We start from the raw sequence: 26,046 nt of genomic DNA, 5'->3' as shown, positions 1-26,046 counted from the left end.
ATGAGAAAATTTATCAAAAAAATAGTGTTGTTCTTTGCATTTTTTATTTTAATAAATGCTATTATTTATTTTCTATTTATAAATGACACGCACAATGACTATAATGATTTTAATAAAAACGGATCGGTCTACTTAATGGCAGATTCGCATGGAGAAGCTTTAAAAAAATATCCAGATGACTTTGGAATAGTTAATTTCTCATACGAAAGTGATTCTTATTTTGATATTGAACGAAAACTTAATTTTTTAATCAAAGAAACCAATATTAAAAAGATAGTAATTTCTATTGATAATCATTGTTTTTCTAATTATCGTGAAAATATTAATAATATTGATAAGTCAATTTATTTTGAATCTGTATGTTCAGACAACGCTTCAGCATATGAAAATTTTAAAAATAAATACATTCGCTATTACTTTCCGGTTTTTAACAGTAATTCTCCAACAATTATAAAAATTGATATTTTCAAAATGTTATCAAATAGAAAACAAGGTTCAGCAAATTTAAAAAATTGGAACAGTTTGACGGAATCGGAAAAAACTAAACAATCAATTAGTCGTTTGGAAGTTCAGTTTGAATCAAAAAAAAATTCTCAAAAACTACTTGATCATTTTGCAAAAATTATCTCAATTGCGAATAAAAATAAGGTAGAAATTATTGCCATTAAATTTCCAATATCTAAAAACTATTATAAAAACCTTATGAAATTTGATAGTTTAAATGTTGATCATCTACTAAAAGACAAAAAAATTAAGATTATTGATTTTCAAAAAGTATATTTTGATAATGATACTTTTTTTAGTGATGCAGATCATTTAAATGATATAGGAGGATTAGAGTTCTCAAAATTATTAAATGACAGCATAAATAAAAGTAAAAATAGTATTAACCATGACAAAAATTAAAGTCCTTCATATCATCAAATCCTTAGGTCGTGGTGGAGCCGAAATGCTCTTGCCTGAAACTTTAAAAATGCACGACACTTCGGCATTTGAATTTCACTATATTTATTTTTTACCTTGGAAAAACCAAATGGTCCAAGCAATTGAAGCAGCGGGAGGTAAAGTGACTTGCTTAGCGGCTAAGAACAACATCGCTTTACTTTTTCAGTATCGAAAAATAATTCGCTATTGCAAAGAAAACCAAATTCAATTGATTCATGCCCATTTACCTTGGGCGGGATTTGTGAGTCGGTTGGTACATCGATTAACCGATATTCCGGTTTTGTACACTGAACATAACATGCAGGAGAGGTATCATTATGTAACCAAATTAGTGAATAAATATACGTTTAACTTTCAAACATTGGGGATTGGGGTTTCAGAAGATGTAACGCATTCTATCACTAAGAATATCGCACCGAAAATAAATGTTCGAACGTTATTAAATGGCGTCAATGTAACTAGTTTTGTACGTACTTCACGTCCGGAGAATGCAGCCATTAGAAAACAACTTCAGATTCCGGAAACTGCCTTCTTAATTGGAACCGTCGCTGTTTTCCGGTTTCAAAAACGATTGGATTTGTGGCTTGAAATTTTAAAACAAACCATTGATAGCGATTCCAATGTGTACGGCATTATTGTGGGTGCCGGTATTTTAGAACCACAAATTAAAGCAAAACAGGAAGCTTTGGGATTACAGGGCAAAGTTATTTTTGTGGGACTCCAAACAGAAGTTAAACCTTATTATGAGGCGATGAATGTATTTATGATGACCTCATCATTTGAAGGATTACCTATTGCATTATTGGAAGCGATGAGCATGGAGTGTGCTATTGTAACAACGGATGCGGGAGGGATAAAGGAAGTTATTACATCCGAAAAGGAAGGTCTGATGGTAGACGTCGATAACTGGCAAACGATGTCGGAACACCTACTTTATTTGAAGAATAAGCCTGAAACACGTCAACTTCTCTCAGAAAATGCTCGGAAAAGAGTAACTACTACTTTCAGTATTCAAGCTATGGTTACTATATTAGAAAAATGGTATAAAGAGTATACAATATGATAATCAGACAAGGTAAACAGGAAGATATTCCTAAGATTGTAACGTTACTTAAAGAGAGTTTGGGGGAAAGCTTATTGAAGAAAAGCGAGAACGTGTGGCAGTATAAACACCTGCACAATTCATTCGGTCCATCATATGTTCTTGTAGCTGAAGAAAACGATGTAATTATTGGGGTTCGTGCTTTTATGCAATGGAAATGGCAAAGAGAAAACAAGCAATTTCTTGCTTACCGAGCAGTTGATACCGCTACGCATCCTCAATTTCAAGGAAGGGGCATTTTCAGCAAACTAACTTTGCAAGCTTTAGAAGAGGTTGCGAAAGAAGGTGCCTCTTTTATTTTTAATACACCCAATGAAAAAAGCCGTCCGGGTTACTTAAAAATGGGTTGGCAGCCATTAGGAAACATAGCGTTGGCATTGGTGCCTTCATTTGTATATGTTATTCAGGCATTTTTTTTAAAAAACCCATTATTGCAAGTGATGAACAATAGTGAGTTGGAAAATTTATGTGAGAATCACAATGATAAATGTAAAAAAACGGGTAGGTTATTTACGCCTAAGAGCGTGGCCTACCTGCGATGGAGGTATCATAACAATCCCATGCAAACCTATCAGGTTTTTACAGGAGACAACTGGTATCTGGCTCTTTATATAAAAAAGCATAACTACTTTAAAGAGGTGCGAATAGCTGAGGTCTTGGGTGCGGATTCAAATGTAAAAAGAAGACAAATTCAAAAAGTTATTGCCGGTTATGCAGCGAAAAATGGTTGTCTATTGATAAGTACGACAGATAAAAAACTATTTAAATTAAGTATATATCGTAACTTTGGTCCCATCTTAACCTTCAAAAATTTAGAAAAAGGAGAACATATGATTGCTGAATATAGAGATTTAAAACAAAATTGGGCATATAGCATGGGCGATTTAGAATTATTTTAATGGATGTAGTTCTTGTCATACTACTTTTATTTTTGGCTAATAAGTTATTCCTAACGAGCTTGGCCAAAAAGCATGCTTTTTTTGATAAGTCGTTGATTTTCAAAGTTTTTTTATACCATTTGTTATTTTGTTTTATCTATTATCTTTATGCTTCTTTTAATCCGTCAGATTCAAAGCATTACTATTTTGTAGCCACGCTTCGAAAAGATGATTGGATGGGTTTGTTTGAAACAGGGACTAATTTTATAAACTTTTTGGCTGTACCATTCATAGAATTAGGTCTCTCTTATGAATCTTTAATGTTGGTTTTCTCGTGGTTTGGTTATGTGGGATTTGTTTATGCTTATTTATTTTTTAAGGAAAATATTACTACACCCATAAAAATATTTGGTAACGTTGATTTTCTCACCTTGCTATTGTTTTTACCCAATATGCATTTTTGGTCTGTTTCTTTAGGGAAGGGGTCGGTAATATTTATGGGTATTATGATGTTTATGTATGCAATTAAAAAGCCCAAGCAACGATTACATCTTTTACTCATCGCAAGTTTCTTTGTTTATATGGTAAGACCCCATATCATGTTTTTCCTACTAACATCGGTTTGTGTCGGTATTTTATTTGGAAAAGAAAGAATTTCACAGACTACAAAAGCGCTTGTAATTATTGCTTCAGTAAGTTTTTTGATAGCAGCCAGTAATTCTATCTTATCAATCGTCAACTTAGAAAATTCTCAAGATGTATTTTCAGATTTTGAAGCTTTTGCTACAGTAAGAGCCACAGAACTTTCAAAGGCGGGTTCAGGCCTGGATATTAATAGTTATCCACTCCCTTTGAAATTATTTACATTTTGGTTCCGACCGCTCTTTATTGATGCACCAAGTATAGTTGGTCTGTTTAGTTCTGTTGAAAATCTGATGTATTTATTAATTTTCTTTAAGGCTTGTAATATGGGATTTTTAAAATATTTGAAAAGTTCCCCTTTTTTGGTAAAGGCTTCTTTTATTGCTTTTCTCAGTGTTTCCTTTGCTATGACATTTATAACCTCTAATCTGGGAATAATTATGAGACAAAAAGCAATGGTGATGTATTTCGGTTTTTTCGTTATTTTTAGTTATTTAGTGTATCGTAGAGAACAAAGACTTAAAGCGGTATGAAAGAAGGAAAGTTTGTAATATCATTAGATTTTGAATTGGTTTGGGGCATTTTCGACCACATATCCTTGCCGAACAAAAAAGCCTATTTTCAAAATACATTGTACGTTATTCCTCGAATTTTAGAATTATTTGAAAAAAATAATTGTAAAGTAACATGGGCCACGGTAGGGATGTTACTGAATGAAAACTGGGAACAATGGCGTGCAATGATTCCTGAGGATAAACCTTCCTACAACAATAAGAATTTGGATGCCTATACTTTTGGTCTTACGCATGAGAAATCAGGTTACGATCATTTCTTTTTTGCACCCCAATTAGTGAAGCGTATTCTGGCAACACCGGGACAAGAGTTAGCAACACACACATATTCACACTATTACTGTCAGGAAGAGGGACAAACGTTGGAACAATTTGAAACAGATTTGGATGTAGCATTAAAAATGACCAAAAAGCTCGAAGTGGCAATACAGTCAATTGTTTTTCCTAGAAATCAGTTTAATCAAAACTATGTAAACGCATGCGTGAGCAGAGGAATAGTTAATCTCAGATCTAATCCCGATTCTTGGTTTTGGCAAGACAAAAAAGCAGTTACTATGCAAGCAAAAGTAATGCGTACTCTAGATACAGTTATACCTTTTACTAAAACATCATATAGTTGGAATAAAATTATCCGAACATCACATACAGAGCAACCATCAAGTAGGTTTTTGAAGCCTTTGAATGCCATTAGTTTCATTAATGATGTAAGGCTTAAAAGAATTTTTAATGAAATGGTATGGGCGGCAAAAAATGGCGAAGTGTATCATTTATGGTGGCATCCCCACAACTTTGGGACAAGTCCAAATGAATCTTTAAAACAATTGGAATTGATATTGGAACACTTTCGTTATTTGCGCGAAAATTTTAATATGCAGTCTTGTACTATGGGCGATTTAAGTTTTGTAAAATAACAAATCTAATGAAAGGTAAACAGAACAAGGATACCAAATGGTTAACTGGTTTTTGGATGCTGTTATTAGGGGTCTATCATATTCCTTTTGTAGTAGTTTCTTATTATCATAGAGACGCAAGAGGTCATTCTGATGCTCATACGTATTGGAGCGTTTACAAAGATATTTCAGAAAGGAGTTGGTTTAGTTTTTTAGATTTTAGTACTGATTTCATTTTGTTTTTGAACTACTATCCTATAAAATTAGGCTTGCCTTTTTGGTTTGGTTTTTTAGTCTATGGCTGTATAGGCTATTTGGGTTATTATTATTTTTTAAAATTTACGCTGATAGTTTTTAAAGATAGTTCCAAAAAATACCTCACACCAATTATCATTTTGGTTGCATTATGGCCTAGTTTGCATTACTGGACTGCTACTTTAGGTAAAGAACCCATAGTTTTTCTTTCGCTTTCCTATATCTTTTGGGCGACAGTATCGACCAATCGATCTTTACTGAAAATGGGAATTGCTTTTTTGTTTCTGGCATTTATCAGGCCACATGTAGCACTATTTTTGCTTACGGCATATGCAATTGTAGGATTGTTTTATTTTAAGACTACTTTAAAAAGAAAATCACTCTTTACGGTTTGTGCCTTATTGGTTGGAGGATTTCTTGTACATCAGGTGCTGCAAATAGCAAGAATAAAGAGGTTAGATTGGGAAAGGATTAAAAGATTTAATGATTTTTCATTATCCTCTTTCTCAAGTTCCGGATCCTATGTGCCAATGGAATCATATACCCTTTTCTATAAGATGTTTTCTTTTTATTTCAGACCCTTAGCGTCAGATGTCAAGAGTCTCGTTCAGTTTTTTGCTGCAGTGGAGAACTATGTTTTACTAAGCCTACACGTGGTGGCACTAGGTATGCTTCTACTATATTTTCATAAGTTAAAAAAACTTCGCTTATCATTTATGTGGTGGGTTTCTTTTATTTTTATGTTAATTTGTGGTGTTATTTATATATGGCGATATGCTAATTTAGGAATATTTATGAGGACTAAAATTATGTATGCTCCTTTTTGGACTGTTTCCCTTTTATATTTGATTATACTGTTATTACCTCAAAGTACCAATGTTATTAGAAAGCAACATGAAGGCAACTAAAAAGAAACTCATCAGAATTACAACAGTACCAATTTCACTCGATAAGCTTTTAGAGGGTCAATTAAAGTTTATGACAACCTATTTTGATGTGACAGCTATTTCAGGTGACGATAAATATCTTAAAAAAATTGCTCTTCGTGAGGAAGTGAACTATTTTGAGATTGAAATGACTCGCAAAATTACACCACTAAAAGATTTGATTGCTGTTTGGAAACTTTATTGGTTTCTGAAATCAAACAAACCGGATATTCTACACTCACATACTCCTAAAGCGGGTATTATTGGGATGGTAGCAGCTCGACTGGCAGGAGTGCCAGTAAGGTTACACACGGTAGCAGGTTTACCCTTGATGGAGGCGGTGGGTATTCGCAGAAAAATCCTCGATGTAGTCGAACGGTTAACCTATCAATGTGCTTCATTTGTTTATCCTAATTCAAAAGGTTTAAAGGATATTATAGTAAAATCTAAGTATACATCGGAAGATAAGTTGAAAGTAATTCTTAACGGGAGTAGTAATGGAATTGATACACATCATTTCAATTCAGAACAATTCGATTCAAATGAAAAGGAAAAATTAAAAGTAAAGCTTGGTATTCTGCCGGATGAATTTGTATATATATTTGTTGGTAGACTTGTAAAAGACAAAGGAATTGTGGAACTTGTAGAAGCATTTGTCAATCTTCATATGAAGTTCCACAAAGTTAAGTTACTTTTGGTTGGTCCATTTGAACAGGAGTTAGATCCGTTACCGGAAAGCACATTAGATAGTATACAGCAACACCCAAACATTATAACGATGGGCTATCAAAAGGAGGTTAGACCTTTTTTTGCTATTTCAGATATACTGGTTTTTCCAAGTTACAGGGAAGGTTTTCCAAATGTGGTGATGCAAGCCGGTGCTATGGGCTTACCTGCTATAGTGTCGGATATTAATGGGTGTAATGAAATTGTTGAAGAAGGATCTAATGGTACTATAATCCCTGTAAAAAACGAGAAAGCAATAAAAAATGCTATGGAAAAGATGCTGCTGGATAAAGAATATTTCAGTAATTTAAAACAAAAGGCTCGTAGCAGTATTGTTTCCCGATACGAACAAAAAGCAGTTTGGGAAGCCATACTTGCAGAATACAATACTCATTTTTAGCAAAGCGTCTAAAACCAGTGGAATAATAATCAATTTAAGACATTAAAAAGAAAAGTTATGAAGTTAGCAATTTTTGGAGCCGGTGGATTCGGCAGAGAAGTAAAAATTATAGTTGATGCAATTAATGCTGAAAAACCCAATACCTATGAATTGATAGGTTTTTTTGATGATCGCGTTCAAAAAGGAACACTAGTTAATGGACTACCGGTATTAGGAGGCCTTCAAGAAATTAATAATTTCGAGGACGAGTTGGGGTTGGTTATTTCAATTGGTAGCCCGGCTATAAAAAAAATGATTGTTAATGCGATAACTAATTTAAATATTTCATTTCCTTCGATCATCCATCCAAAAGCGTCCTATTCAAAGGATGATATAAAGATAGGTAAGGGTTGCATTATCTGTGAAGGTTGTATTATTACCTGTAATATAACGATAAAAGACTTTGTTATTTTGAATTTAATGTGCACCGTCGGTCATGACACGGTAATTGAAGACTATTGTGCGTTTATGCCGTCAGTTAATATTTCCGGTGAGGTCAAAATAAACGAAGGAGTTTATGTTGGCACAGGTGTAAAGATTATAAATTTAGTTGAGATAGGGGCGGATACCATAATTGGTGCAGGGGCTGTAGTCTCAAAATCATTACCACCTTCATGCACAGCTGTGGGTATTCCCGCTAAACCAATAAAATTCCATAACACGTAATTTTTTTTAGGTTTTGATTAATTAAGATATGAAAATTTCAATGTCGTTAAAATGTAATATAACCTTTTTATCGTACTCGGTCTAATTTTAATTCTAGAACAAAAATAGCTATGTATACCAAAATAATAAAACCACTCTTCGATTTTGCATTATCTCTAATTGGTTTTGTAATTCTTTTGCCGTTGTTTATTCTAATCACGCTTTTTTTGGGTATAGCCAATGGAGGTTCTCCTTTTTTTACGCAAGTAAGACCTGGAAAAGAGGAACGATTGTTTACTATTATAAAGTTTAAAACCATGTCGGATGCCCGAGATGCCAAGGGAAAGCTGCTCTCCGATGCAGAACGACTGACTAAAATTGGTGCCATTGTACGTAAAACGTCATTGGACGAACTACCGCAACTACTCAATGTAATAAAAGGGGATATGAGCTTGGTTGGTCCCAGACCTTTATTGACTGACTACTTGCATCTATACGATACTTTTCAAAAGCGTCGCCATGAAGTAAAACCAGGCATTACGGGCTGGGCACAAGTTAACGGTCGAAACGCTATCTCTTGGGAACAAAAGTTTGAGTATGATATTTGGTATGTCAACCATCTATCGTTTCTGTTAGATGTAAAAATTATTTTTAAAACCTTGCAAAAAGTAATAAAACGAGAGGGTATAAATGCTGTTGATTCGGCTACTATTGAACCTTTCCAGGGCAAATACTAATAAGCATTACATATTGTATTGGTGCCATAGGAGCTATCGGACTAGTGTTTGTAGTACAGCTTTCTAAAAAAACGTAGTACTTAATTTGTTTTTTGGTTTCTGAGAAAAAGATAATCACTTGTTGCAAAAATGATTTCCTGAAGGTGTATTGGGATGTTATTTTCCACTATAAAAGCTTTTACTTCTAAAAAGTATCAATATTTTTCCATTAAAAGCTTGTTTTAAGCAAAAATTTTCCATTATATATCCGTCTCATTACTTTTATTTTCCACTAAAAGCATTTATTGCTCGTAAATAGCGTGCTATTTTCCATTAAAAAATAGTTTATGGGAATTATTTTCCACTATAAGAGAAAAAAAGGTTCTAAGGTTCTGAGTTGTAGAGATGCTGTGCTTTTTTTGTAGCACAAAGTTCCACAAAGGAGGCATAAAGTTTCTCGAAGTTTTTTTCTCGCAGTGGACGCAAAGTTTGGAACGCGGATTCCGATAGCTATCGTGACGGGTTGGCTACGCCAAACGCGGATTTACACAGATTTTTTTCTCGCAGACGCTTTGCTTTTTTTTGTAGCACAAAGTTCTACAAAGGCGGCACAAAGTTTTACGAAGTTTTTTTCTCGCAGAGACGCAGGGACGCAAAGAGACTTCGCTTTTTTTGTGTCACAAAGTTCCACAAAGGAGGCAGAAAGTTTCTCTACGTTTTTTTCTAAGTTCTAGTAGATGCAAAGGTTGGAATGCTGATAAATGGGATTTTATTATTCTGTTACATCAATAATTGTGGTGGTGTTGAGGCCTCGTTTTAGCGGTTTGAATCTTCGGCGGTAGTATTCTGAGAAGGCGATTAGGATGGCGGTTATTTTCAGACCGGGATGGTTTGGGGCTTCTGTTTTGAGGGTAATTGTTTGTGTTGGTTCTTCTTTCTCGAGAATTATTTCTTCACTGAAACAGGTTTCAAAAGTGTCTGTTTCCTCATTCCAATGACAAGTAGCTGCTACGAAGTGGACGTGTGTTGCTTTTCCCGGCCAACGGATGTCAGTTGCAACGTTTATTTCCTCCAGTTTTACTTCGTGTTTTTCGGGATTCCAATTCCATTTTTCAGGCATTATTTCGCTAAGCGGTTTCAGGCGATTGCCTTGAAAGTTTACGATTAAATCTCTTCCATACTGTGTTTTTAATCCTTCGGTAATTGTTCTGTTACCAATTGGGTTGGTTTGGTCTTCTGTCAAAATTTCTAATAACAGTTTGTTGACTCTGCCGGCAAAGGCACCGTCTTTAGCTCTTTCAAAAAAGGGATGGAACAGCCTCCGGAATGTTTTGGCTTTGTTTGCTGCATGTCCGAATTCTCGTCCTTGTTTTCTAATAGGGTCAAATACGGGATTGGCATAAAATTGTTCTGAGGTTATGCCGCATTCGCCTTTTTCTCTGACGATGTTTTTTTCGTTTTCGAGGATGTAAAAATTTAGGTCGTCTATTGTGCCTACTATTTTGAAGGGTGCGATTACTTGGGCCATTTTTTTTTGAGGTTAAGGGATTTGTATTTTTATTAGGCGTGCAATTTAAGTTATAATTATTTGATTTGCAATCGTTTATGTTGAATTTTTAGTTCATTTTATTTGCTATTATTTGTTTCGTTTTGGTGTTTTGTTGTTACTCATTTTGAATTGTTTTACATCATTTTGAGGTGTTTTGTTTGATTTTGTGAAATTGAGAATTTTTTTTGAAATGGGGAATTATTTTTTTTTGTGCTGATTTTGTTTTGCCCTACCTAGCGGTAGGCAGGCCCGATCCGCCGAGGCGGAAGGCAAAATCAGGGGTGATTGTGAGAAAGCACATTCTTTATTAGGAGCACGGTTTTTTTCCTCCCGCCTTGGCGGGTCGGGGAAAGAAAAAAACAAAGTATGTTTCCTGATTTTGTTTTGCCCTACCTAGCGGTCAATGTCATTAAGTTAAGCTTATTTTTTTTCTCGCAATCCGATAATTATCGAGAGCAAAGTCGCAAAAAAACGTATTAAAATTTAGGTTTAGCGTATCCTTCTCAAGACCTTCTTTCTTTTTCTAATTACAAAATCCTTAACTCAATGATATTGTGCTTGCACGAGCTGGGGATAAGCTTTGTGTGACTTGGATTATGGGATCCTTCCTTCGTCAGGATGACAAACTGGGGGTGATTCGCTTTGTGTGACTTTTTCAAATTACAAAATCCTTAACTTAATGACATTGACCTAGCGGTAGGCAGGCCTATTCCTAAAGGGAGGCAAAATCAGGGTTGATTGTGAGAAAGCACATTCTTTATTAGGAGCACGGTTTTTTTCCTCCCGCCTTGGCGGGTTGGGGAAAGAAAAAAACAAAAGAAGTGCTTTTATAGAAGATCTCTCAGTGTTTTGGGCCTTTAAAACAACTTTTCCAACTCCAACTACATCTCCTTATTTTAATCCTACAAATGTTAACGTAAATAAAAAAATACTATATCTTTGTTCGGATTAATTGAATTGACTTCTTCCAATGACCAACGATAAAATATGGCTTTCCTCGCCGCATATGGGTGGAACAGAATTGAGTTACGTAAATGAAGCTTTCGCTACCAATTGGGTAGCTCCTCTGGGTCCGAACGTGACCGGTTTTGAACAAGCAATTGAAAGTTATTTGGGTGATGACGTTCATGTAGCGGCGTTGAGTTCGGGTACGGCTGCTTTACACTTGGGTCTTATTTTATTGGGTGTACAAGCGGGGGATGAGGTGCTTTGTCAGAGTATGACTTTTTCAGCTTCCGCCAATCCCATTGTCTATTTAGGAGCTACTCCAATTTTTATAGACAGTGAAATGACTACTTGGAATTTGTGTCCCATTGCCTTAGAAGAAGCCATAATAGACCGATTGGCAAAAGGAAAAAAACCAAAAGCCATTATTGCGGTGCATTTGTATGGGATGCCTTATAATGTGGAAGCTATTTCTGCAGTTGCCCAAAAGTACGCTATTCCAATTCTTGAAGACAGTGCCGAGGCACTGGGCAGTACTTACAAGGGAAAAAGTTGTGGCACCTTCGGTAATTTGGGGGTTTTATCTTTTAACGGAAATAAAATCATCACCACTTCAGGCGGCGGAGCTTTAGTAACACCCACTGAAGATTTAAAAAATAAGGCCGTTTTTTTAGCTACACAAGCCAGAGATGCTGCCACACATTACCAACACAGTGAAATTGGCTACAATTATCGTTTGAGTAATATTTGTGCCGGAATAGGAAGGGGTCAAATGGAAGTATTAGCTGACCATGTGGCCAATCGACGGAACATGAATTCGTTTTATAAAGAGCTGTTGCAACCTTACGATTTTGTTACGTTTCTGACAGAGCCCACAACAGCTTACTATTCCAACTATTGGTTAACCACTATTCGGATACATCCGGAATTGGCACCCAAAGGGACTAGTGCAGAGGGACTGCGTTTGGCTTTAGAAAAAGAAAACATAGAAAGTCGTCCTTTGTGGAAGCCCATGCACCTGCAACCTGTCTTTTCCGATTGTCCTTATTATGGAAAGGACGTAGCAGAACACTTGTTTGCAACCGGTTTGTGTTTACCTTCCGGGTCCAATCTCAACGATTCCGATCGCCAACGAATAGCAACATCCATCCGTTCTTATTTTGAGTAAGAAAAAAATAAAAGTGAAACACAAGCTAAAGCCATTGAAAAAGAGTCATTCAAAATATTACAAACAAGAAATTCAAACCTTTTTTGCCGATTTAAATCCCGGATTTAAGTTGGTAAATATGGGTTATTTACCTCGATGGATTGTCTTGTTGATCGATGTATTGATACTTGTTCTTTCCGCATTAATTACCTATTTGTTTTTGTCCAATTTAACGATGAAGTTTTATACTACTTTAAGTTGGGAAATGCGTAACTTTTTAATGATTATTGTAAATATTTTCTTTTTTTCCATTTTCAAAACCTATGCGGGTATTATCAGACATTCTACTTTTATTGACGGCATAAAACTTTTTCTTTCCACATTCTCTGCGTTTATTTCGTTATTAGTAATCAATTATAGTAGTTATTTTATTTTTGGTAATAAAATCTTTTTAGTACCGGGGCTGTTCTTTAACTTCATCTTGAATTTCTCCTTATTGTTTCTCTTCCGCATTTTAGTAAAATCGGTTTTTGAACGCTACTTAAGTGTTAAAAATAAGGAACGTTTAATGCCGGCACTAATTTATGGAACAGACGCCAATGCGATTGCAGTTGCTAATGCTTTAAAGTTAGAGGTGCCGAGTAGGTTCAAGTTATTGGGATTTATCAGTCAAGACAATAAAGTGAGTTCTAAAACGATTTTGGATTTACCCCTTATTCAAAAAAACAAAAGGGTTCCGGTGATACTCCGAATGCACAGAGCTCAAGCATTAATTCTTGCGGATAATAATTTAACCGTTGAAGAAAAAAGAATCATTGTAGATGATTGTTTGGAAAACGGTTACAAAGTTTTTACAGTACCGATAATTTCCGATTGGGAAAACAAGAAAGAAATCTCCCGCAAAGTACAGTCCATCAAAATTGAGGATTTGCTGGAACGCAAACCCATTGTTTTGGATAAAACGAAAGTAGAACAACAATTGAAAGGCAAAAGGGTAATGGTTACAGGTGCAGCGGGTTCCATAGGAAGTGAAATTGCCCGACAATTGCTGGATTTTAACCCGTCGGAATTAATTTTACTAGACCAAGCTGAAACGCCATTGCATAATTTATTTTTGGAACTGGAACATTACAATCCTACTGTTACCTTGCATGCTGTGATTCAAGACGTGAGAAATTTTGCGGCCATGGAGAAAGTTTTTGAAAAATACAAACCGAATAAAGTATACCATGCCGCCGCCTATAAACATGTACCTTTAATGGAACAAAATCCGGACCAAGCCGTTTTAGTGAATGTCATGGGTACAAAGAATGTAGCCGATTTGTCCTACCGATACAATGTAGAAAAATTCGTTATGGTGTCCACCGATAAAGCGGTTAATCCCAGCAATGTGATGGGAGCCTCCAAACGAATTGCGGAGAAATATGTACAGTCTTTATACTTGGGACAAAAAGATATTATAGACACAGAAACTACCAAATTTATCACCACCCGTTTCGGTAATGTATTGGGGTCTAATGGTTCAGTAGTACCCTTGTTCTCAAAGCAAATTGAGGCGGGGGGTCCTGTAACCATAACACATCCTGATATTATTCGTTATTTTATGACCATACCCGAAGCCTGTCAATTGGTGTTGGAAGCCGGGGCAATGGGTAATGGCGGAGAGATCTATTTATTTGATATGGGAAAACCCGTAAAAATAATTGACTTAGCTAAGAAAATGATTCGTATGGCAGGATTTGAGCCAGAGAAAGAGATACCCATTGTAGTTACGGGATTACGTCCCGGAGAGAAGCTGTTTGAAGAATTGCTGAATAACAGTTCTTTGACATTGCCAACCCATCATGAAAAGATATTAGTAGCGAAAGAAACCTTTGAAGATTTTAAACAGCTTTCCAAAGAAATAGATGATTTAATTCAATTGGCTCACACCGAAAACTATAACAATATTGTATCGCATATGAAACAAATTGTACCGGAATTCAAAAGTAATAATTCTCACTATCAGAAACTTGATTTGTAATTCGCTTGAATTAATACTTATATTTGCCACTTTTACAACTAAAATATGATTTTTAACGTTTATGAGAAATTCTAAAAGCCTACTATTACTATTTATTTTGGGAGTGATGACGTCATGTGTTTCTAAAAAATCAGTAGTCTATTTTCCGGATATTGATACCGCAACCCTTAATGGGGCTATTGACTATGAACCCAAAATAAAGGTAGATGATATGTTGTATATTGCAATAAGTGCTGCGGATCCCAAGGCAGCAGAGCCGTTTAATCTAAATTCCGGAGATGTTACTATCGGAGGTGGAGGAGGTCAAGGATTACAAGTACAACGACAGACCTATTTGGTTTCCAATCTGGGTACCGTTGATTTTCCTGTTTTAGGGTCGGTAAAAATAGCCGGTTTAACCAAGGCCCAGTTAAGTGAACTGCTTAAGGAGAAACTGGTAGTCTATATGAAAGATCCGGTGCTCAATATTCGTTTTATGAATTATAAATTGGCAGTGTTAGGTGAGGTAAATAGACCGGGTACCTACACGCTTTTAAGCGACCGTACCACAATATTAGAAGCTGTTGCCATGGCAGGCGATTTAACATTATTTGGTAAACGTGAAAATGTTTTAGTTTTACGCGAAGAAGAAGGAGTAAAAACAGCAGTACGTTTAGACTTAACTAGTGCAGATATCATCAATTCTCCTTATTATTACCTCTCTCAAAATGATGTCGTCTATGTAGAGCCAAACAAAAGAAGAATAAACTCTACAGCCATTGGGCCTAATATATTAGCCGGGATTTCCATTTTAGGATTTGCTATAACCACCATATTATTGTTAACCAAATAAGTTATGCAGCAGTTACCACAGCCACCTGAAGAAACTTCCGACGTTAGTGTCAATTTAAATGAACAACTACATAAGTATTTGATTCATTGGAAATGGATAGTAGCCGGTGTGTTGCTTTCCTTGTCAATAGCTTATATTTATTTGCGATATGAAGTACCTCAATATGGTACTACAACAACCATATTGATAAAGGACGATAAAAAAGGTGGCATTACGGAAATGGATGCATTTAATGACTTATTTATCTTAGGAGCAAAGAAAAGCAATTTAGAAAACGAAATTGAGATCTTAAAATCAAGAACACTTTCTCAGAATGTGGTACGCCAGTTACAATTACAGGTCACCTATTATACTGAAGGTAGAATTTTAAGTCCGGAACTTTATGCTAAATCTCCTATTGAGGTATATTTTACAGACGCAGCTTCTAACTACAAACAAAAGGACACTTCGTTTTATTACAAACCTTTAGACAAAGATAGCTTTGAATTGCTGGATGTTGCCAATGACAAGGCAAAAACCTATCGTTATACCGACACTATTCCAACCACCCTAGGACCGATTCAAATTATTAAAAATAATAAAAAGAGCACTAATGAAGGCTCTATTTTGATACGTTTTAAGACGATTACTGCTGTTGCTAATTCGTTTAAGAATCGTTTGCAAGTTGATAATTTGGGAAAGAACACCAATATTCTTCAATTAACTTTAGTGGATCCACTACCTGAAAAAGGCAGTGATTTTTTAAATGCTTTAGTAGTTCAGTTCAATGAAGATGCTTTAGCCGATAAAAACCTGGTAGCTAAAAATACTCAGGAATTTATCAACGAGCGGTTGGATATTATAACGGAAGAGTTAACCGTAGTGGAGAAAAGTGCGGAGACTTTTAAAAAAGACAATCGTTTAACCGATCTAATATCCGATGCGGGATTGAATTTAGAGACCTCTTCGTCTTATGAGAAAGCCATAGTTGAGAATGAAAAAGACATTCGTGTCGTCGATTTTATGCAGGCAGCTTTAAAGAAGAATACATACGAAGAGACGTTGCCTACTAATATTATCCCTTCTGAAAGTTCAGGCAGTAGCGATATCCAAGTGTACAATCAACTGGTATTAGAGCGAAAAAAATTGTTGCAATCCACTAGTGCTACTCATCCCTCTATTGTAAATTATAATCAACAATTAGAGGGGCTTAAAAACATCATCACCGAGAGCTTGCAGAATCTTAAAAGTACGCTGCAAATTACGCGTGCTGAATTAGCGAAGCAAGGTCAAAAATACAATTCGAAAGTATCCGAAGTACCCACTTTAGACAGAAAGTACCGTTCGATCGACAGGCAACAAAACATTAAAGAAGCACTATATCTATACCTGCGTCAAAAGCAGGAGGAAACGGCCATTTCTTTAGCGGTAACCTCTCCAAAAGCAAAAATATTAGATTCCCCTTACCGGGTTGGGAAAGTGTCGCCGCAATCTCAAAAAATCTACTTGATAGCATTGGTTTTGGGATTGTTAATACCCATTGGAATTCTCTACATTATTAATTTATTTGACACCAAAATTCATACCCGTCATGATGTAGAGAAAGCGTTGAGCATTCCGTATTTGGGCGATATTCCTACCAGTGAAGAGGAAAACGCAGTTATCACCTCCGAAAGTCGTTCCGGTATTGCAGAATCCTTTCGAATTGTGCTTACCAACTTAGAATTCATGCTGGCACACGTGCAAGAAAAGCGAGCCAAAACCATTTTTGTAACTTCTACCATCCCCAAAGAAGGAAAGACATTTATATCAGTGAATCTTGCTAGTACGTTAGCTTCTTATGGTAAAAAAGTAGTGTTAGTTGGAATGGATTTACGACATCCAAAAATAGAACAGTATATAAAATTAACTAATACCACAGGGGTAAGTAATTATTTGTCTAGCGAAAAAATAACCCTAGAAGCGATTCAATACAAACAAGAGGGTTATGCTGATTTTTGGGTCATGCCATCAGGGATAATACCACCCAATCCGGCAGAACTGTTAAACAGCAAAAAGATTACCACTTTGTTTGACACATTAAAGGAACAGTATGACTATATTATTGTGGATACGGCACCCGTGAGTTTGGTTACCGATACCTTATTAATAAGTAAATATGCTGATGTGGTATTGTATATAATACGTGCCAATTATCTTAAAAAATATTCTTTAGATGTGCCTAAGTCAATGAGTAAACAAGAAAAGTTACCCAACATGGCCGTGTTGTTGAATGGCACTGACCCCATAAGGTCTTACGGGTATGGCTATGGATATGGAGGCTATGGTTATGGTGTTGAAGAAGAACAAAAATCGTGGTTTAAACGACTTTTTACAAAGTAAAATTAAAAAACGAATTTCTATCAATAGCCTCTTGTAAAGGGGCTATTTTTTTTATAAGTACTTTATTTTTAAAGTAGTCCAAATGGTTTTGATTGTGGATATCAGAGCCCACAAAATCAATCAAATTATTGGAAAGTAATTCGTCTGCCAGTTGCAACACTTCTTTACCGTAATAACCGGTAGTTGACAAAAGATTAAGTTGAAATAAACAACCAATATGTTTCAAGTGTTTGAATTCTGAAATTCGATTTGCATAATAAAGGTAGCGTTCCGGATGAGCCATAATAGGTCGATATCCATTCAATTGCATTTGATATAAACACTCTTTAAGATTTATTGGGGGGTTACTATAGGACAATTCAACCAGAACATAGTCCTCTTTTAAGGTTAATAACGGTTCTTTATTCATTTTAGCCACAAAGTTGGCATCAATTAAATATTCTGCAGCCGCTTTTATGTTGCAGTTTAGTTTCAAACTTACTACTTTAGATTGCAGCTCGATTTCTTTGTTTTTAATTGTGTCATTCGAGTTTTCCCAAATATTTGATATGAAATGAGGTGTAGTAATACTATTTTTAATTCCTAAGGAATTCATTTGAGTAATGAGTGAAAGTGCTTCTGTTTCTGTCTTAGCACCATCGTCTAAACCCCACAATAAGTGTGAGTGAATGTCAGTGAAGTTGTTTGGAATAAGGTCTTTTAATAGTGGTTTCTTTTTAAAAATTTCGAAAAACATAGGTATTGAACGAGTTGAGGTTATAAAATAGGACTTCATTTGGGGCTTAACAAAGGAACAACTATTTTATCAAAATTTCATTCATTAAGCGTTGTTATTTCACTCCATACCTGCTCCACCTTTTTTGTTTTTTTTAAAACCTTTTTGTTTTACGGTGAGGTGGGCTGTTTTAAACTTTAACTGTTTTTTCTATCCCCTAGTCTAATTCTGACGTAAAAAACAATTTCACACTTGGAAATTTACTTTGCGTCATTTGAATCGTAAAATCCGAATCGGCCAGAAATACCAGTTGACCGTATTTATCGTGAGCTAAAAACTTCTGTTTGATGCGTTTGAATTCTAAGAATTCGGAGTTCTTAGCATCATCGGGTTTCACCCAACAGGCTTTGTGTACGGGGAAGTTTTCATAGGTACATTTGGCACCGTATTCGTGTTCGAGTCGGTATTGGATTACTTCATATTGGAGTGCCCCCACAGTGCCGATTACTTTACGGTTGTTCATTTCCAACGTGAATAACTGGGCTACCCCTTCGTCCATTAACTGGTCGATTCCTTTGTCCAATTGCTTCGCCTTCATAGGGTCGGCATTATTAATATAACGGAAATGTTCCGGAGAGAAACTAGGGATGCCTTTGAACTGCATGTTTTCGCCTTCTGTTAAGGTATCGCCGATTTTAAAATTTCCGGTATCGTGTAAACCCACAATATCGCCCGGGTAGGAGATGTCTACAATTTCTTTCTTTTCTGCAAAAAAGGCATTCGGACTGGAGAATTTCAAGTTCTTGTTTTGACGCACGTGTAAGTACGGTTTATTTCTTTCGAAGGTACCCGATACAATTTTTATAAAAGCCAAACGGTCGCGGTGCTTTGGGTCCATGTTGGCATGAATTTTAAACACAAAGCCACTCATTTTTGTTTCTTCCGGTTTCACAAGGCGTGTATCGGAATGTTTTGGTCGAGGAGAAGGAGCGATTTCTATAAAAGAATCCAACAATTCGCGTACCCCAAAATTATTCAATGCCGAGCCAAAAAACACCGGTTGTAAATGTCCTTCCAGGTAGTCTTCGCGATTGAATGACGGGTAGACTTCACTAATTAATTCCAATTCTTCCCGAAGTTTGTCAGCCGGTTTTTGACCGATTATCGTTTCGAGTTCGCTGGAGTTGATGTCGGTAAACGCGATTGTGTCTTCGATGTTTTTACGGCTGTCGCCACTGAACAAGTTGATGTTTTTCTCCCAGATGTTGTAGATGCCTTGGAAGTCGTACCCCATTCCGATTGGGAAACTCATTGGGGTTACGGTGAGTTTTAGTTTTTGTTCTACTTCATCCATTAAATCGAACGCATCTTTTCCTTCCCGGTCTAATTTGTTGATGAAGACAATCATGGGAATGTTTCGCATGCGGCACACTTCCACTAATTTTTCGGTTTGTTCTTCGACCCCTTTTGCGACGTCAATTACAACGATGACACTATCCACGGCAGTAAGTGTACGAAAGGTATCTTCTGCGAAGTCTTTGTGACCGGGCGTATCAAGAATGTTGATTTTTTTGTCTTTGTAATTGAAAGCCAATACGGAAGTAGCCACCGAGATTCCTCTCTGGCGTTCAATTTCCATAAAATCGGAAGTAGCTCCTTTTTTTATTTTATTGTTTTTAACAGCACCGGCTTCTTGAATGGCACCACCGAATAACAGTAATTTTTCGGTTAGTGTTGTTTTTCCCGCATCAGGGTGGGAGATAATGCCAAAGGTGCGTCTTCTTTTAATTTCGTTTGTAAAACTCATAAGATTGGTAATGGAGTGCAAAAGTAGTGTTTTTTTTTAGGGGAGGCAATAGGGTTGCGAGTTGCGGGTTTTGAAGTTGCGGGTTACGGGTTACGGGTTACGGGTTGCGGGTTGCGGGTTGCGGGTTTTGAAGTTGCGGGTTTTGAAGTTGCGGGTTGCGGGTTGCGGGTTTTGCCACAAAGTTGAAAAGTCACGAGGTTTGTGATTTGGTTTTATGGAGAGGGAGTAGTAGAAAAAAAACACGAACTTTTCTTTACTACCAGAGGCTTAGCGTGGGTGGCTACTAATTTTTTGTTAATAGTCCGTGCTATAGTTGCAAAATGCGATTGAATTGTTATTTTTGTTGATTGCAAATTATCTAAACTATTTGTAGTAAACGATTATAAAAGTAATTCTGATATGACTTTCAAACCGCTCTTTTATTCTTTGTTTTTGGCTTGTGCATTTTATGGAACGGCACAGCAGCAGCAAAAAAAAGAAACTTTATTTACAATTGACACTACCCCTTATTACACGGATGAATTTGTGAGGGTGTATCAAAAAAATTTAGATTTGGTAAAAGACGAATCTCAAAAAGATTTGGACCAGTATTTGGATTTGTATTTGGGTTATAAATTAAAAGTAGCCAAAGCCAAGAAGTTGGATTTGCATACCAAACCCAATTATATCAACGAGTTAAATACCTATCGTGGGCAGTTGGCCAAAAACTACCTTACGGATAGTAAGGTGACCAACGAATTGATTACGGAAGGTTATGAACGGATGAAAAAAGAAATCCGAGCTTCCCATATTTTAATTTTAGTTAATGAGAATGCTGCACCTGCGGATACGTTATCAGCTTACACTAAAATTGTAGGTTTACAAAAAAGAGCTATAGCCGGCGAAGATTTTGGTACGCTAGCTCAACAGTATTCGGAAGATCCTTCTGCTAAAGATAATAAAGGGGATTTGGGTTATTTTTCTGCTTTTCGAATGGTATATCCTTTTGAAACGGCAGCTTATACCACTCCCGTTGGAACTATTTCGAAACCGGTACGCACCCGATTTGGTTACCATATTCTAAACATACACGATGTTCGCGATAATCGTGGAGAAGTTTCTGTAGCTCATATCATGTTGCTGCATTCGGATAAAGATGATCCGCAAGAAAACGCAACAATTGAACAAAAAATTCAAGATATTTATAAGAAATTGCAGCAAGGAGAATCATTTGAAACCTTGGCTCAACAATTTTCGCAAGATCAATCCTCCTCAGTTCGAGGCGGAGCTTTGGCCCGTTTTGGTTCCGGTCAATTGAGTTCAGAAGTGTTTGAAAACACTGCTTTTTCGTTGACGCCGGAAAGTCCGTTATCCAAACCCATAAAAACGCAGTTTGGATGGCATATCGTTAAGTTGCTTGAAAAGCATGAAATGAAATCGTTTGATGCTTTGAAAGGTGAGATAGAATCTAAAATTTCCCGAGATGATCGTTCGCGAATTATTGCGGAGTCGATGAATGAAAAGTTACGTAAAAAATACCCCGTAAAGCGTCAGGAAAAAGTGTATCAAGCTACACGAAAAGCCATTACTGATGCCGTTTATACACAATCTTGGGATTTACCTACTGATTTAACCCCATATAAGGGTACGCTAGTATCTTTTGACAAAAAGCAATTGACCGGAGAAGATTTTCTGAATTATATTGCGACCTATCAAAAACAAAGTGAACCGATTAAGCCCTTGTCTAAATGGATTGATTATCACTATGACAATTTTATTGAAATTCAATTGAATCACTATTATGATGCTAACTTGGAAAATGAGTTTCCTGAGTTTTCTGCTGTAATGGATGAGTACCGAGATGGTTTGTTGTTGTTTGATTTGATGGAAACCGAAATTTGGCAGCGAGCTAAAACCGACACGGTTGGTTTGACATCGTTTTATGAAAACAATCTTAAAAACTACCAGTGGAAAAACCGTTATGATGTTTTGATTGCGACAACAACCAATGAAGCCGTAGCCCAAAAAGCACATGGTTTGTTGAAGAAAAAAGCCACTGCTGCCACTTTAAAAGAAAAGTTGAATACTGCTGAAACGGTATCCATTATGGTTGCAGAAGGCGTTTTTGAAGAAGGGAATGAGTCCTTGCCTAAAACAGTTACTTTGTCTAAAGGTTTACAACCTGTGCTGAAAGAAGGAGCTTATTATTATATTGTTCTGGTAAATGAAGTCTTACCGGCAGGTCCGAAGGCGTTGGATGAGACCAAGGGTAGGGTCATCAATGACTATCAGAATTATTTGGAGTCTAATTGGCTTTCTGAGTTGAAAAAGGAATTTACGATTCAAGTCAATCAGGATGTTTTTACCGCTGTAAAAAAGCAAATTAAAAACTAAATGCGACTACTTTTTCCGATTGTACTTGTTCTGTTGTTTGGTGTTTCTTCTTGTGATTATTTTAAATCTGAAGAAAAGCCGGAAGCAGTGGCACGTGTCGGAAAACATTATTTGTTTAAAGAAGCGTTGGAGGATTTGGTTCCGGAAGGCACTACCTCAGAAGACAGTCTGGTCATTGTTCGAAATTTCATTGATCGTTGGGCCACCCAGATGTTGTTAATTCAAGGAGCCGAACTCAATTTAAGTACGGAAAATCTAGCCAGCTTTAATAAACTAATTGAGCAGTATAAAACGGATTTGTATACCAAAGCCTATTTAGAAGATTTAGTATCGCAATCCATTGATACTGTGGTTGAGCCGAGTGAGTTGAAGCGTTATTATGACTTGAATAAAGAAAATTTTAAAACAAACGGTACGTTAGTACGTTTGCGTTATATACATTTGCCAAAGGATCATCCGAAATTGGAACAAATAAAAGGACGTTTTTTTGATTTTAAGAAGAAAGATGCCGCTTTTTGGGAAAATTATCAATTGCAGTTTATCAATTATGCCTTTAATGATTCCGTCTGGGTAGAATTGAATCAGGTGTATCGGAAGTTGCCTTTTATAACACCTGATAACAGGGACAAATTTATACAAGCCGGAATGGGTTATACGCAACCCGACTCGACTTCCCTTTATTTTGTAAAAGTGAGTCAGGTTATAGAAAAAGATCAGATTAGTCCTTTTGGTTATCTGCAACCGACCTTAAAGGAATTGTTGATTAATCAACGAAAATTAGAATTAATAAAGAATATAGAACGAGAAATCACTGAAGATGCTATTAAAAACAAGAAGTATGAAATTTATAAAAAGCCGTAATTTTTTAACCTCCCTGTTCCTTTTGGGAGCTCTATTAGGGCAATCACAAGAAATAATACAAGAAGCACCGTCTACACCGGTAAAAAAGGACACGATTAAGAAGTCCAATCGTCAAAAAATTGACGGTATCATTGCAGCCGTTGGCGATTACATCATTTTGGACTCCGATATCGATTTGGCTTATATTGAATTGGCTCAGCAAGGAGCTTCCGCTGCGGATATCCCACGTTGTCAGGTTTTAGGTTCTTTGTTAGAAGATAAATTGTATGCTCATCAAGCCACACAAGACAGTACAATTGTTGTTACTGATGCGGAAATCAATGCCATGATGAATGAAAAAATCGGTGTCATGATGGAGCAAATTGGTGGTGATATGAAGAAGATTTTAAAGTTTTACAACAAAAAAAATGAGGAGGAGTTTCGTTCTTTCTTTTTTGATGTGTTAAAGAACAACAAGTTGACCACGGAAATGCGAAATAAGATAATTGAGGACATAGAGATTACACCTGAAGAAGTGAGGACTTTCTTTAAAAAGATACCTCAAGAAGATTTACCCACCTTTGGAGCAGAAATGGAAGTGTCACAAATTATCATTCAACCTAAAGTTTCCGAAGCGGAGAAGCAAAAAGTGATTGATCGACTCAACGAAATTCGAAGAGAAGTATTAGAAGAAGGAGCCAGTTTTACTTCACGAGCGGTAATTTATACACAGGATAGAGCTTCCTCTTCAAATGGCGGTTTTTATAAAATAAATAGAAAAACCCCCTTTCTAAAAGAATTTAAAGATGTAGCTTTCAGTTTGAATGAGGGTGAAATTTCCAAGCCTTTTGAAACGGAATATGGGTATCACATTATTTTATTAGAACGAATTAAAGGCCAAGAATTGGAGTTGCGACATATTTTGTTGACTCCAAAAGTGACTGATGAAGCTTTAAAAGAAGCTAGAGATAAGATAACATTGATTCGTAATCGCATTATGGAAGGAGAAATTTCGTTTGCAGATGCAGCAAGAACGATGTCAGATGAAAAAGAAACTCGTGCAAATGGGGGTGTGTTTTTAAATCCGAGAACTTTAGATTCTAAATTTGAGTTGACCAAAATGGATCCTACATTGTATAATCAGGTATCGAATTTGAAAGATAAAGAGATTTCGTTACCGATTTTAGAAGAAGATAAGCTTGGTCAGAAGCAATATAAAATCATTACGGTTACCAATCGTATTGACGAGCACGTAGCTGAATATTCTAAAGATTATATTAAAATTAAAGAATTGGCTTTAAGTGAGAAACGTTTGATAGAAATCGATAAATGGACCAAAGAAAAAATTGGCGAAACGTTTATCAAAGTTAACGGCAGTTACCGCAATTGTGACTTTGTTAACGGTTGGGTAAAATAAACAATCTAAAATAGTAAACTAGCACCAAAATCATCATGTCAGACGTTCAAGCCCTAGAAACATTAGTTCAAAAACGACACGAGCTCAAGAGCGAGATTGCCAAAATAATTGTAGGACAAGATTTGGTTGTCGATCAAGTATTGCTGAGTATTTTTTCCGGCGGACATGCCTTGTTGGTTGGTGTTCCGGGTTTGGCAAAAACCTTATTGGTCAACACGATTTCACAAGCATTAGGTTTGGATTTTAAACGCATACAGTTTACACCGGATTTGATGCCTTCAGATATTTTGGGGAGTGAAATTTTGGATGAGAATAGATCCTTTAAGTTTATTAAAGGACCGATTTTTTCTAACATTATTTTGGCGGATGAGATCAACCGAACACCACCTAAAACACAAGCCGCTTTGTTGGAAGCCATGCAGGAACGAGCGGTTACTATAGCCGGACAGAACTATAAATTGAGTTTGCCCTATTTTGTATTAGCTACTCAAAACCCAATAGAACAGGAGGGAACTTATCCTTTACCGGAAGCCCAATTGGACCGTTTTATGTTTTCCATAAAATTGGATTATCCTTCTTTTTCGGAGGAAGTTCAGGTGGTAAAGAATACTACTACGGATCACAATCCCACCATTCAATCGTTGTTTACTGCACAGGAAATTATTGATTTTCAACATTTGATTCGTCGTATTCCTGTGGCTGACAATGTCATTGAATATGCCGTTACTTTGGTTAGTAAGACCCGTCCTGACAATCCAATGGCTACTGATTTTATCAAGAACTATATTGATTGGGGAGCAGGGCCAAGAGCTTCACAAAATTTAATTTTAGCTGCTAAAGCACATGCCGCTTTTAACGGTAAATTTTCTCCTGATATTGAAGATGTGAAGGCGGTTGCGGAGGGTATTTTACGCCATCGTGTGGTTAAGAATTACAAGGCGGATGCTGAGGGGTTGAGTGTGGAGAAGATTATTGGGGAGTTGATTTAGGGCTGAGTAGATGAGGCACTGATTTACTGAGGTATTGAGTTGCTGAGGTACTTTACGGGTTAAAAAAGTTTAGCGGTTTTAAAGGATATAGGAGGCTTTCGAGGAATCGGGGGTCTTTTTTTTTGTAGGAGTAGGGAGTTAGGTTTTTGGAGATGCTGAAACGAGTTCAGCATGACAGGTTTCAACGTTCAGCATGAAGGGTTCAACGTTCAATATGACAGGGTTCAGTATGACAGAAGCAAATCAGAAGTGGATTAACTACTCTTTTTTTCTTTATTCTTTTTATTCCCTTTTATGAAATTGTTATTTTAA

20 protein-coding genes are annotated in these 26,046 nt (G+C 36.3%); 17 read left to right on the top strand and 3 right to left on the bottom strand.

Annotated elements, in window-relative coordinates:
• The 9 genes from IEV15_RS10500 to IEV15_RS10460 all read left to right on the top strand — a co-directional run bounded on the left by IEV15_RS10500 (nucleotide 1) and on the right by IEV15_RS10460 (nucleotide 8,757).
• Complete coding sequence (locus IEV15_RS10500) at nucleotides 1-906, top strand: hypothetical protein (protein WP_188362475.1); 906 nt, start codon at nucleotides 1-3, stop codon at nucleotides 904-906.
• Nucleotides 893-2,008, top strand: coding sequence for a glycosyltransferase (locus tag IEV15_RS10495; protein WP_188362474.1), 1,116 nt, complete (start codon nucleotides 893-895; stop codon nucleotides 2,006-2,008). The genes IEV15_RS10500 and IEV15_RS10495 overlap by 14 nt, the downstream gene beginning before the upstream one ends.
• Entirely contained in the window at nucleotides 2,005-2,946 is a 942-nt protein-coding gene (locus tag IEV15_RS10490) for a GNAT family N-acetyltransferase (protein WP_188362473.1), read from the top strand. Before IEV15_RS10495 ends, IEV15_RS10490 begins: the two co-directional genes overlap by 4 nt.
• 215 nt (nucleotides 2,947-3,161) lie before the next feature.
• Nucleotides 3,162-4,100, top strand: coding sequence for a hypothetical protein (locus IEV15_RS10485; RefSeq protein WP_229734139.1), 939 nt, complete (start codon nucleotides 3,162-3,164; stop codon nucleotides 4,098-4,100).
• The gene (locus IEV15_RS10480; RefSeq protein WP_188362472.1) at nucleotides 4,097-5,050 is read left to right on the top strand and encodes a polysaccharide deacetylase family protein; all 954 of its coding nucleotides are present in this window, start codon (nucleotides 4,097-4,099) and stop codon (nucleotides 5,048-5,050) included. The genes IEV15_RS10485 and IEV15_RS10480 overlap by 4 nt, the downstream gene beginning before the upstream one ends.
• Nucleotides 5,051-5,058: 8 nt before the next feature.
• On the top strand, nucleotides 5,059-6,192 hold the full coding sequence (locus IEV15_RS10475) for a hypothetical protein (RefSeq protein ID WP_188362471.1): 1,134 nt from the start codon (nucleotides 5,059-5,061) through the stop codon (nucleotides 6,190-6,192).
• Nucleotides 6,179-7,336 carry a glycosyltransferase family 4 protein gene (locus IEV15_RS10470; protein WP_188362470.1) on the top strand — a complete coding sequence of 386 codons (1,158 nt, stop codon included), beginning with the start codon at nucleotides 6,179-6,181 and terminating at the stop codon, nucleotides 7,334-7,336. Before IEV15_RS10475 ends, IEV15_RS10470 begins: the two co-directional genes overlap by 14 nt.
• 57 nt (nucleotides 7,337-7,393) lie before the next feature.
• Nucleotides 7,394-8,041: an acetyltransferase gene (locus IEV15_RS10465; protein ID WP_188362469.1), complete on the top strand. Its 648-nt coding sequence runs from the start codon at nucleotides 7,394-7,396 to the stop codon at nucleotides 8,039-8,041.
• 110 nt (nucleotides 8,042-8,151) lie between these two features.
• Nucleotides 8,152-8,757 (top strand): sugar transferase, encoded by a 606-nt coding sequence (locus tag IEV15_RS10460; RefSeq protein WP_188362468.1) that lies wholly within the window; start codon nucleotides 8,152-8,154, stop codon nucleotides 8,755-8,757.
• Between the two features lie 751 nt (nucleotides 8,758-9,508).
• Here the strand turns inward: IEV15_RS10460 and IEV15_RS10455 are convergent.
• Nucleotides 9,509-10,264 (bottom strand): hypothetical protein, encoded by a 756-nt coding sequence (locus tag IEV15_RS10455; RefSeq protein WP_188362467.1) that lies wholly within the window; start codon nucleotides 10,262-10,264, stop codon nucleotides 9,509-9,511.
• Nucleotides 10,265-11,255: 991 nt separating this feature from the next.
• Here IEV15_RS10455 and IEV15_RS10450 point away from each other — a divergent pair.
• From IEV15_RS10450 to IEV15_RS10435, 4 genes are all read left to right on the top strand, one after another.
• Entirely contained in the window at nucleotides 11,256-12,398 is a 1,143-nt protein-coding gene (locus IEV15_RS10450) for a DegT/DnrJ/EryC1/StrS family aminotransferase (protein WP_188362466.1), read from the top strand.
• Nucleotides 12,399-12,432: 34 nt separating this feature from the next.
• On the top strand, nucleotides 12,433-14,400 hold the full coding sequence (locus IEV15_RS10445; RefSeq protein WP_308418846.1) for a polysaccharide biosynthesis protein: 1,968 nt from the start codon (nucleotides 12,433-12,435) through the stop codon (nucleotides 14,398-14,400).
• 61 nt (nucleotides 14,401-14,461) lie between these two features.
• The gene (locus IEV15_RS10440; protein ID WP_188362465.1) at nucleotides 14,462-15,232 is read left to right on the top strand and encodes a polysaccharide biosynthesis/export family protein; all 771 of its coding nucleotides are present in this window, start codon (nucleotides 14,462-14,464) and stop codon (nucleotides 15,230-15,232) included.
• Nucleotides 15,233-15,235: 3 nt separating this feature from the next.
• Nucleotides 15,236-17,593, top strand: a complete 2,358-nt coding sequence (locus IEV15_RS10435) for a GumC family protein (RefSeq protein ID WP_188362464.1) — start codon at nucleotides 15,236-15,238, stop codon at nucleotides 17,591-17,593.
• Here IEV15_RS10435 and IEV15_RS10430 read toward each other — a convergent pair.
• Together IEV15_RS10430 and IEV15_RS10425 are read right to left on the bottom strand one after the other, a co-directional pair.
• Entirely contained in the window at nucleotides 17,583-18,329 is a 747-nt protein-coding gene (locus IEV15_RS10430; protein ID WP_188362463.1) for a tyrosine-protein phosphatase, read from the bottom strand. The two genes, IEV15_RS10435 and IEV15_RS10430, sit on opposite strands and share 11 nt — an antisense overlap.
• Before the next feature lie 196 nt (nucleotides 18,330-18,525).
• Nucleotides 18,526-20,115, bottom strand: a complete 1,590-nt coding sequence (locus tag IEV15_RS10425) for a peptide chain release factor 3 (protein WP_188362462.1) — start codon at nucleotides 20,113-20,115, stop codon at nucleotides 18,526-18,528.
• A gap of 399 nt (nucleotides 20,116-20,514) precedes the next feature.
• On the opposite strand from IEV15_RS10425, the gene IEV15_RS10420 reads away from it, so the two are divergent.
• From IEV15_RS10420 to IEV15_RS10405, 4 genes are read left to right on the top strand one after another with little or no spacing between them, the layout of a single operon-like run.
• Entirely contained in the window at nucleotides 20,515-22,488 is a 1,974-nt protein-coding gene (locus IEV15_RS10420; RefSeq protein ID WP_188362461.1) for a peptidylprolyl isomerase, read from the top strand.
• Nucleotides 22,489-23,349 (top strand): hypothetical protein, encoded by an 861-nt coding sequence (locus tag IEV15_RS10415; RefSeq protein WP_188362460.1) that lies wholly within the window; start codon nucleotides 22,489-22,491, stop codon nucleotides 23,347-23,349.
• Nucleotides 23,327-24,745, top strand: coding sequence for a peptidylprolyl isomerase (locus tag IEV15_RS10410; RefSeq protein WP_229734138.1), 1,419 nt, complete (start codon nucleotides 23,327-23,329; stop codon nucleotides 24,743-24,745). Before IEV15_RS10415 ends, IEV15_RS10410 begins: the two co-directional genes overlap by 23 nt.
• Nucleotides 24,746-24,780: 35 nt before the next feature.
• Complete coding sequence (locus IEV15_RS10405; protein WP_188362458.1) at nucleotides 24,781-25,734, top strand: AAA family ATPase; 954 nt, start codon at nucleotides 24,781-24,783, stop codon at nucleotides 25,732-25,734.
• The last annotated feature ends 312 nt before the right edge of the window (nucleotides 25,735-26,046 follow it).

This window comes from Flavobacterium orientale, from assembly GCF_014638005.1.
GTDB classification, from domain to species: Bacteria; Bacteroidota; Bacteroidia; order Flavobacteriales; family Flavobacteriaceae; genus Flavobacterium; species Flavobacterium orientale.
Note: the sequence above shows the minus strand (reverse complement) of the source record. Positions and strands in the feature narration are given on the sequence as shown.